This window comes from Streptomyces sp. NPDC059957, assembly GCF_042730015.1.
Lineage (GTDB): Bacteria > Actinomycetota > Actinomycetes > Streptomycetales > Streptomycetaceae > Streptomyces.
This window is the reverse complement of the sequence record NZ_JBHWMB010000122.1, coordinates 1-7,454: the sequence shown is the minus strand read 5'-3', so window position 1 is coordinate 7,454 and position 7,454 is coordinate 1. Positions and strand designations below refer to the sequence as shown.

General features: G+C 73.6%; 5 protein-coding genes. 2 read left to right on the top strand and 3 right to left on the bottom strand.

Features of this window, described 5'->3' with window-relative positions; genetic code table 11:
• The first annotated feature begins 236 nt into the window (after positions 1-236).
• Both ACFWBW_RS39865 and ACFWBW_RS39860 read left to right on the top strand, forming a co-directional pair.
• The gene (locus ACFWBW_RS39865) at positions 237-4,211 is read left to right on the top strand and encodes a Pls/PosA family non-ribosomal peptide synthetase (RefSeq protein WP_385384172.1); all 3,975 of its coding nucleotides are present in this window, start codon (positions 237-239) and stop codon (positions 4,209-4,211) included.
• A 74-nt stretch (positions 4,212-4,285) separates the two neighbouring features.
• The gene (locus ACFWBW_RS39860; RefSeq protein ID WP_385384169.1) at positions 4,286-5,635 is read left to right on the top strand and encodes a M1 family metallopeptidase; all 1,350 of its coding nucleotides are present in this window, start codon (positions 4,286-4,288) and stop codon (positions 5,633-5,635) included.
• On the opposite strand, the gene ACFWBW_RS39855 is transcribed toward ACFWBW_RS39860, so the two are convergent.
• From ACFWBW_RS39855 to ACFWBW_RS39845, 3 genes are all read right to left on the bottom strand, one after another.
• Positions 5,625-5,801 (bottom strand): hypothetical protein, encoded by a 177-nt coding sequence (locus ACFWBW_RS39855; protein ID WP_385384166.1) that lies wholly within the window; start codon positions 5,799-5,801, stop codon positions 5,625-5,627. The two genes, ACFWBW_RS39860 and ACFWBW_RS39855, sit on opposite strands and share 11 nt — an antisense overlap.
• Positions 5,802-5,824: 23 nt before the next feature.
• The gene (locus tag ACFWBW_RS39850) at positions 5,825-6,367 is read right to left on the bottom strand and encodes a DUF1269 domain-containing protein (RefSeq protein WP_385384163.1); all 543 of its coding nucleotides are present in this window, start codon (positions 6,365-6,367) and stop codon (positions 5,825-5,827) included.
• Positions 6,368-6,659: 292 nt separating this feature from the next.
• On the bottom strand, positions 6,660-7,454 hold a 795-nt coding region (locus ACFWBW_RS39845), incomplete at its 5' end, for a GTP-binding protein (RefSeq protein ID WP_385384161.1).

The following is a 7,454-nucleotide window of genomic DNA, read 5'->3' as shown; positions in this document are numbered from 1 at the left end:
GCGGAGGAGCGGGAGAGTGGTGGTACGCGAAAGGAAAAAAGGAGAGGGTGCGTTTTCGCCTCCCGGTGCCACGCTGCTTTTACCGCTCCTTCCCGGCCATGCGCAAGGCTTGAAACGGAAATTCCTTGATGTCGCACTAGACTGGCGGGTTGTTTGGCGCTGGACCGGAACAACCTGGGCAGACCCGGGCTCCGCCCGGCGACCCGGAGGGTTCCGGGAACACGACGCGAGGGCCGATGGCAGCCACACCAGAGCACGGTGAAGTCACTCTGCTCGACGACGGGACCGGCCTCGACGAAGGCCCCGCGCCCGACGCCGGGGCGGGGCCCTGCGAGCCCGGCAAATCGGCCCTGTTCTCCGCCGGACCCGCCGCCCCGACCCGCACCCTCGTCGACGTCTTCGAGGCCTCCGTACGGGCCCACCCCGACGAGCTCGCCCTGGACGACGGGGCGACCCGGCTGACCTACCGGGCGCTCGCCGTCGAGGTGGAGCGCCGCCGACAGGCCCTCGCGGCTGCCGGAGTGGGGCTCGGCGACCGGGTCGGCGTACGCGTCCCGTCCGGGACCAACGAGCTGTACGCGGGCATCCTGGCCGTCCTCGCGGCGGGCGCCGCCTACGTGCCCGTGGACGCCGAGGACCCGGACGAGCGGGCCGACCTGGTCTTCGGCGAGGCCGGAGTACGGGCCGTACTGGGCGCCGGCCAGCGCATCGAGGTCGCCGCGCCGGGCAAGGCCGCCGGCCCGGGCGCATCCGCCCCTGCCGCACGCCCCGCCCCCGCGGCCCGCCCCGGCCCCGAACACGACGCGTGGATCATCTTCACCTCCGGCTCCACCGGCAAGCCCAAGGGCGTGGCCGTCAGCCACCGCAGCGCCGCCGCCTTCGTGGACGCCGAGGCCGCGCTCTTCCTCACCGAGGAGCCGATCGGCCCCGGCGACCGGGTCATGGCCGGACTGTCCGTGGCCTTCGACGCCTCCTGCGAGGAGATGTGGCTGGCCTGGCGCTACGGCGCCTGCCTCGTCCCCGTCCCCCGCTCCCAGGTCCGCAGCGGCGCCGACCTCGGCCCCTGGCTGGCCGAGCAGGAGATCACCGTGGTCTCCACGGTGCCGACCCTCGCCGCCCTGTGGGAGCCCGAGGCCCTCAACGAGGTCCGGCTGCTGATCTTCGGCGGCGAGGCCTGCCCGCCCGAACTCACCCAGCGCCTGGTCACCGAGGGCCGCGAGGTCTGGAACACCTACGGCCCCACCGAGGCCACCGTCGTCGCCTGCGCCTCGCTCCTGACCGGCGAGGAACCGATCCGCATCGGCCTCCCGCTGAACGGCTGGGAACTGGCCGTCGTCGACGAATCCGGCGAGCCGGTTCCCATGGGCGGCAGCGGCCAGCTCGTCATCGGCGGCGTAGGCCTGGCCCGCTACCTCGACCCCGAGAAGGACGCGGAGAAGTACGCCCCGCTGGAATCCCTCGGCTGGGAGCGCGCCTACCGCAGCGGCGACCTCGTCCGCGCGGAACCCGAGGGCCTGGTCTTCCTGGGCCGCGGCGACGAGCAGATCAAGCTCGGCGGCCGCCGCATCGAGCTGGGCGAGGTGGACGCCGCACTCCAGGCCCTGCCCGGAGTCGCCGGCGCCGCCGCAGCCGTCCGCACGGCACGCAGCGGCAACCAGCTCCTCGTCGGCTACCTGGTCACCCAGGACGGCTGGGACCACGCGGCGGCCGTGACCCGGCTCCGCTCCGAGCTGCCCGCAGCGCTCGTACCGCTGCTCGCGCCCGTCGAGGAGCTGCCCACCCGGACCTCCGGCAAGGTGGACCGGGGCGCACTGCCCTGGCCGCTCCCGGAACTGGAGACCAGCGGCCCCACCGAACAGCTCTACGGGACCGAGGCCTGGCTCGCCGAGCAGTGGAGCGAGACCCTGGGCGTGGCCGTCACCGGCGCCGCCGACGACTTCTTCGCGATCGGCGGCAGCAGCCTTGCCGCCGCCCAGCTCACCACCCGGCTGCGCACCCGCTACCCGAGCGCGGCCGTCCTCGACATCTACCAGCAGTCCACCCTGCGCAAGCTGGCCCGGCACCTGGAGAAGTCCGCACAGGACGACGGGGCGGTACGGACCATCGCGCCCGTGCCCCGGCGGACCAAGGTCGTCCAGACCCTGCTGCTGCTCCCGCTCTTCACCCTGGTCGGCCTGCGCTGGACGGTGGCGGTGCTCGCCCTGGGCAACGTACTGCACTGGTTCGGGGCCTATCCGTGGGCGCCGGCCGCCTCCTGGTGGCTCGTCGCCGCCGGCGCCGCACTGCTCTTCAGCCCGCCCGGCCGCCTCGCGATCGCCGCCGGCGGCGCCCGGCTGCTGCTGCGCGGGGTCAAGGCGGGGCGCCACCCGCGCGGCGGAAACGTTCACCTGCGGCTGTGGACGGCCGAGCGGCTCGCCGAGTACTCCGGCGCCACCTCGCTCACCGGCTCCTGGCTGGAGCGCTACGCGCGGGCCCTCGGCGCCAAGATCGGCCCCGAGGTGGACCTGCACTCGCTGCCGCCCGTCACCGGCATGCTCAAACTCGGCCGCGGCTGCGCCGTGGAGTCCGAGGTGGACCTCTCCGGCCACTGGCTGGACGGGGACCGGCTGGAGATCGGCACCGTCAAGGTCGGCGCGGGCGCCGTGGTCGGCACCCGCAGCATCCTCTTCCCCGGCGCCCGCGTCGGAAAGCGGGCCGAGGTGGCCCCCGGCTCCGCCGTCGTCGGCCAGATCCCGACCGGCCAGCGCTGGGCCGGAGCCCCCGCCGGCAAACTCGGCAAGGCCAAGCGGAACTGGCCCAAGGAGCGCCCGCCGCGCAGACTGCCCTGGCGCGCCGCCTACGGTGCGGCCGGCTTCTGCCTCACCTCCCTGCCCGTGCTCGCCGCCCTGCCCGCCCTCCTCGTGGCCGGCCGCTTCGTGCCCGCCGATGCCGGACTCGGCCGGGCCCTGGCCGGAGCGCTGCTCGCCGTGGTGCCGGGGGCGCTCGCCTTCGGGTTCGCGTACGCGGCCCTGCTCCTGGTCTCCGTACGCCTCCTCAGCCTCGGGCTGCGCACGGGCGTCCACCCCACGCACAGCAGGATCGGCTGGCAGGCCTGGACGGTCACCCAGCTGATGGACCTCTCCCGGGAAACCCTCTTCCCCCTGTACGCCGGATTGATCACACCGGTGTGGCTGCGGCTGCTCGGCATGAAGATCGGCCGGGGCGCCGAGGTGTCCACCGTGCTCGCGCTGCCGAGCCTCACCACCGTCGGCGAGGGCGCCTTCCTCGCCGACGACACCCTGACCGCCCCCTACGAGCTGGGCGGCGGCTGGCTGCGCATCGGCCACTCCGAGATCGGCAGACGGGCCTTCCTCGGCAACTCCGGAATGACCGCGCCGGGCCGCTCCGTACCGGACGACGGGCTGGTCGGCGTCCTCTCCGCCACCCCGAAGAAGGCCAAGAAGGGCAGCTCCTACCTGGGCCTGCCGCCCGTCCGGCTGCCGAGGTCGGCGGCCGACGCCGACCAGAGCCGGACCTACGATCCGCCCGCGCGGCTGCTGTGGGCGCGCGGACTGGTGGAGCTGTGCCGCCTCGTCCCGGTGTTCTGCTCGACCGCGCTGGCCGTGGTCACCGTGGCGGCGTTCTGCGCGCTGGCCGGAGCGGACGGGCCCGGCGTGTGGGGGACCGCGCTGCTGTCCGGAGCCGTCCTGCTCGCCGCCGGGGTGGCCGCGTGCGTGGTCGCCACGGCCGCGAAGTGGCTGCTGGTGGGCCGGCACCGGGTGGGCGAGCACCCGCTCTGGAGCGGCTTCGTGTGGCGCAACGAACTGGCCGACACCTTCGTCGAGGTCCTGGCCGTGCCCTGGCTGGTCGGCTCGGTGCCCGGCACGCCGGTGCTGTCCCTGTGGCTGCGCGGACTCGGCGCCCGGATCGGCCGCGGCGTGTGGTGCGAGAGCTACTGGCTGCCCGAGACCGACCTGGTCACCCTGGGTGACGCGGTCAGCGTGAACCGGGGCTGCGTGTTGCAGACGCACCTCTTCCACGACCGGATCTTGAGGACGGATACTGTGGTCCTCCGTGAGGGCGCCACCCTGGGCCCGGGTGGAATCGTCCTGCCCGGGAGCACGGTCGGGGCCCGCAGCACACTGGGTCCGGCCTCCCTCGTGATGGCCGGGGAATCCGTTCCCGCCGACACCCGCTGGCTGGGCAACCCGATCGAGGCGTGGCGGTCCTGAAGAGCGGGTCCCACCGGACCGGCCCGGCACCACCAGCACGTCGTACGAGCACAACGCAGGGAGCGGAAGCGGCAGTGAACGGCCAGAAGACAGCGGCATCGGACCCGTACTTTCCGGCCAACGGCGACCCCCGTTACCGCGTGCACCGGTACGAACTCGCTCTGGAGTACCGTCCCGGCCCCAACCGGCTCGCCGGGACGGCCCGGCTCAGCGCCATCGCCGGGCGGGCACCGCTCACCGAGTTCCACCTCAACCTGGCCGAGTTCAAAATAGGCCGCGTCCTCGTCAACGGCCGGGCTCCGCACTACAGCCACCGGGGCGGCAAACTCCGCATCCGGCCGCCCAAGCCGCTGCCCGCCGGCGCCGCCTTCACCGTGGAGGTGCACTGGGCGGGCAACCCCACCCCGGTGCGCAGCCCCTGGGGCGGCCTCGGCTGGGAGGAACTGACCGACGGCGCGCTGGTGGCCAGCCAGCCCGTCGGAGCGCCCTCCTGGTACCCGTGCAACGACCGGCCCGCGGACAAGGCCTCGTACCAGATCTCGGTCAACACCCCCTCCGCCTACACCGTCGTGGCCGGCGGCCGGCTGCTCACCCGGACCACCCGGGCCTCCACCACCACCTGGGTGTACGAGCAGCCCGCGCCGACGTCCAGCTACCTGGTCGGCCTGTCCATCGGCATGTACCAGACGGTGCTGCTCGGCGACCCCGGGCTCGGCGGCGTCCCGCAGAGCGCCCACGTACCGGCGCACCTGCTGCCCCGCTTCTCCCGGGACTTCGCGCGGCAGCCCGCCATGATGACGCTGTTCGAGGAGCTGTTCGGCCCCTACCCCTTCGGCGAGTACGCGGTCGTCGTCGCCGACGAGGAGCTGGACGTGCCGGTGGAGGCCCAGGGGCTCTCCCTGTTCGGCGCCAACCACGTGGACGGCGTACGCGGCTCCGAGCGGCTCATCGCACACGAGCTCGCGCACCAGTGGTTCGGCAACAGCGTGACCATCGCCGACTGGCGGCACATCTGGCTCAACGAGGGCTTCGCGAAGTACGCGGAATGGCTCTGGTCGGAGCGCTCCGGCGGCCGCACCGCGCACGAACTGGCGGCCGCCGCACACCGCCTGCTGTCCGGGCAGCCGCAGGACCTCCTGCTGGCCGACCCGGGACGCAAGCTGATGTTCGACGACCGCCTCTACCAGCGCGGCGGCCTCGCCGTGCACGCGATCCGCTGCGCGCTGGGCGACGGCCCGTTCTTCCGCATGCTGCGGGAGTGGGCCACCGTGCACCGCCACGGCGTGGTCACCACGGCCGGCTTCACCGCGCACGCGTCCCGCTACGCGCTCGAACCGCTCGACGACCTGTTCACGGCCTGGCTGTCCGATCCGGCCCTCCCGCCCTTGCCGGCGCCGGCCGGTCCTGGAGCCATCAGTACCTGAGCGCGGTGCCGACGCCGGCGCGCACCTCGCCCGAGAGCTTGTGGGTGCTGCGCGCGGTCCCGTCCTTGACCTCGTCCAGCTTCTTCTTCGCGGCCCCCGTGGCCGAGTCGACCGCGTCGGCGGCCTGCGACTGGACGGAGGCGGCGGCCGAGGCCGCCTTGGACACCCCGGTCGTTCGACGGGTGGTTCTCAGGCGGCGAAGACCTCGCGGAGCTGCTGCTCCTGCGTGCCGGAGAGGTTGGAGCGGACCAGCTGCGCCTGCCCGCCGGGGAAGGCGCCCCGGACCCGCTCGACCACGGCGTCGGAGGAGAGCAGGAACAGGGCGGAAGTGCCGGGCTTCACCTCGGACTTCACCTCGTCGATGAACTGGTCGTCGATGCCGACGTCGGACAGCGATCCACCGATGGCCCCGGCTGCGGCGCCCACGGCGGCGCCGAGCAGCGGGACGAAGAACAGGAGCCCGAAGAGCATCCCCCAGAAGGTGCCGGACAGCGCGCCGGCTCCCGTGAGGCTGTTCAGCTGCTGGGTCTTCGGCTTCTTCGCGTCTTCGTGCCAGGTGACGACCGCGGCGTCGTGCACCTGTATGAGCTGTTCCTTCTGCAGGGCGAGCAGGGCGGACTCCGCCTGCCGGGCCCCGTCGGGGGTGGGGAACTTCCAGACGGTGAGGGTGGTGGATGCCACGTAACGCTCCAGTTCCTGGACGGTGTTGCCGGCGTCCAGTACAACCCACAATCCGACAATTCACCACAATTGCCATAACTGTGACTCTATGTCATCTGTCGAGCCGTCAGCGTCATTCGCCCGTTCGGCCGTACTCGGCTGTCCGGCCGACCCGATCCGCACCGAGGGCGGGGAGGGCGGGGAGGGCGCGGCGAACCTACGCCCCGCATGCACGGCGCGCGCCATCGCGACGGAGGCGCGGATCTGGGGATACCCCCTCCTGGGGAACTGCCGCACGATGTACCCGCAGGCCGCCGACCGTGCCGTCCCCCGGTCGGCCGGAGGCTTCGGCCGGTCCGCGGCCTCAGGAGGCGTGGTCGAGCAACGGCCCGAAGGCGGCGGGGAGTTGCTTCCAGCCCTCCCGCCCGGCGGCGTACTCGGCCTCGGTCAGGAGGCAGGAGTCCAGGAGCTGTTCGATGCCGTCCCGGTCCAGCCCCGGTGAGGTGAAGACCAGGTGCTGGCAGCAGTCGCCGTGCTCGGGATCCCAGTCGAGTGAGGCCGCGGCCCGGCGCATGGCGGGGACCAGGTCCCAGGCGGCGTCGGGGAGCGAGGCCAGCCAGGGGCCGGCGCTCTCCACGCACAGCGCGCCGCCGGCGGCGTCCCAGGCGAGGAGGGTGTCGGGGCGGTCGGCGAGCCAGAACCGGCCGCGGCTGCGGGTCGCGGCGCAGCTCAGGTCCTCCAGCGCCTGGTAGAGCCGCTCGGGGTGGAACGGCCGGCGGCGCCGCCAGACGAGCGTGGCGACTCCGGCCTCGTCGGCTTCCTGGGGGAGCAGCGCGCAGGCGGGGTGCTGCGCCGCGGCGGCGCTCTCCACGTCGAAGCCGGCGAACGCCAGGCGGGTGAGTGCGCTGGAGCCGGTGGGCACGCGGCGGGCCGTCGGGTGCAGTTGGGCGAGCAGGGCGCGGTCCTCGTCGTCGGCCTCTCCGCTGTCGGCGATGGCGAGGACCGGCGCGTATTCGAGCTGGCGGGCCCAGGTGTCCCCGACGGTCCGCTGGTCGGTGGCGGCCGCGGCGAGTCCGGCTTCGGCGAGGTCGTCCCCGTTGCCGAGGCAGGGCAGGACGAGCGCGGGGTCGACGGCGGTGATCACGTTGGTGAGTTCCAG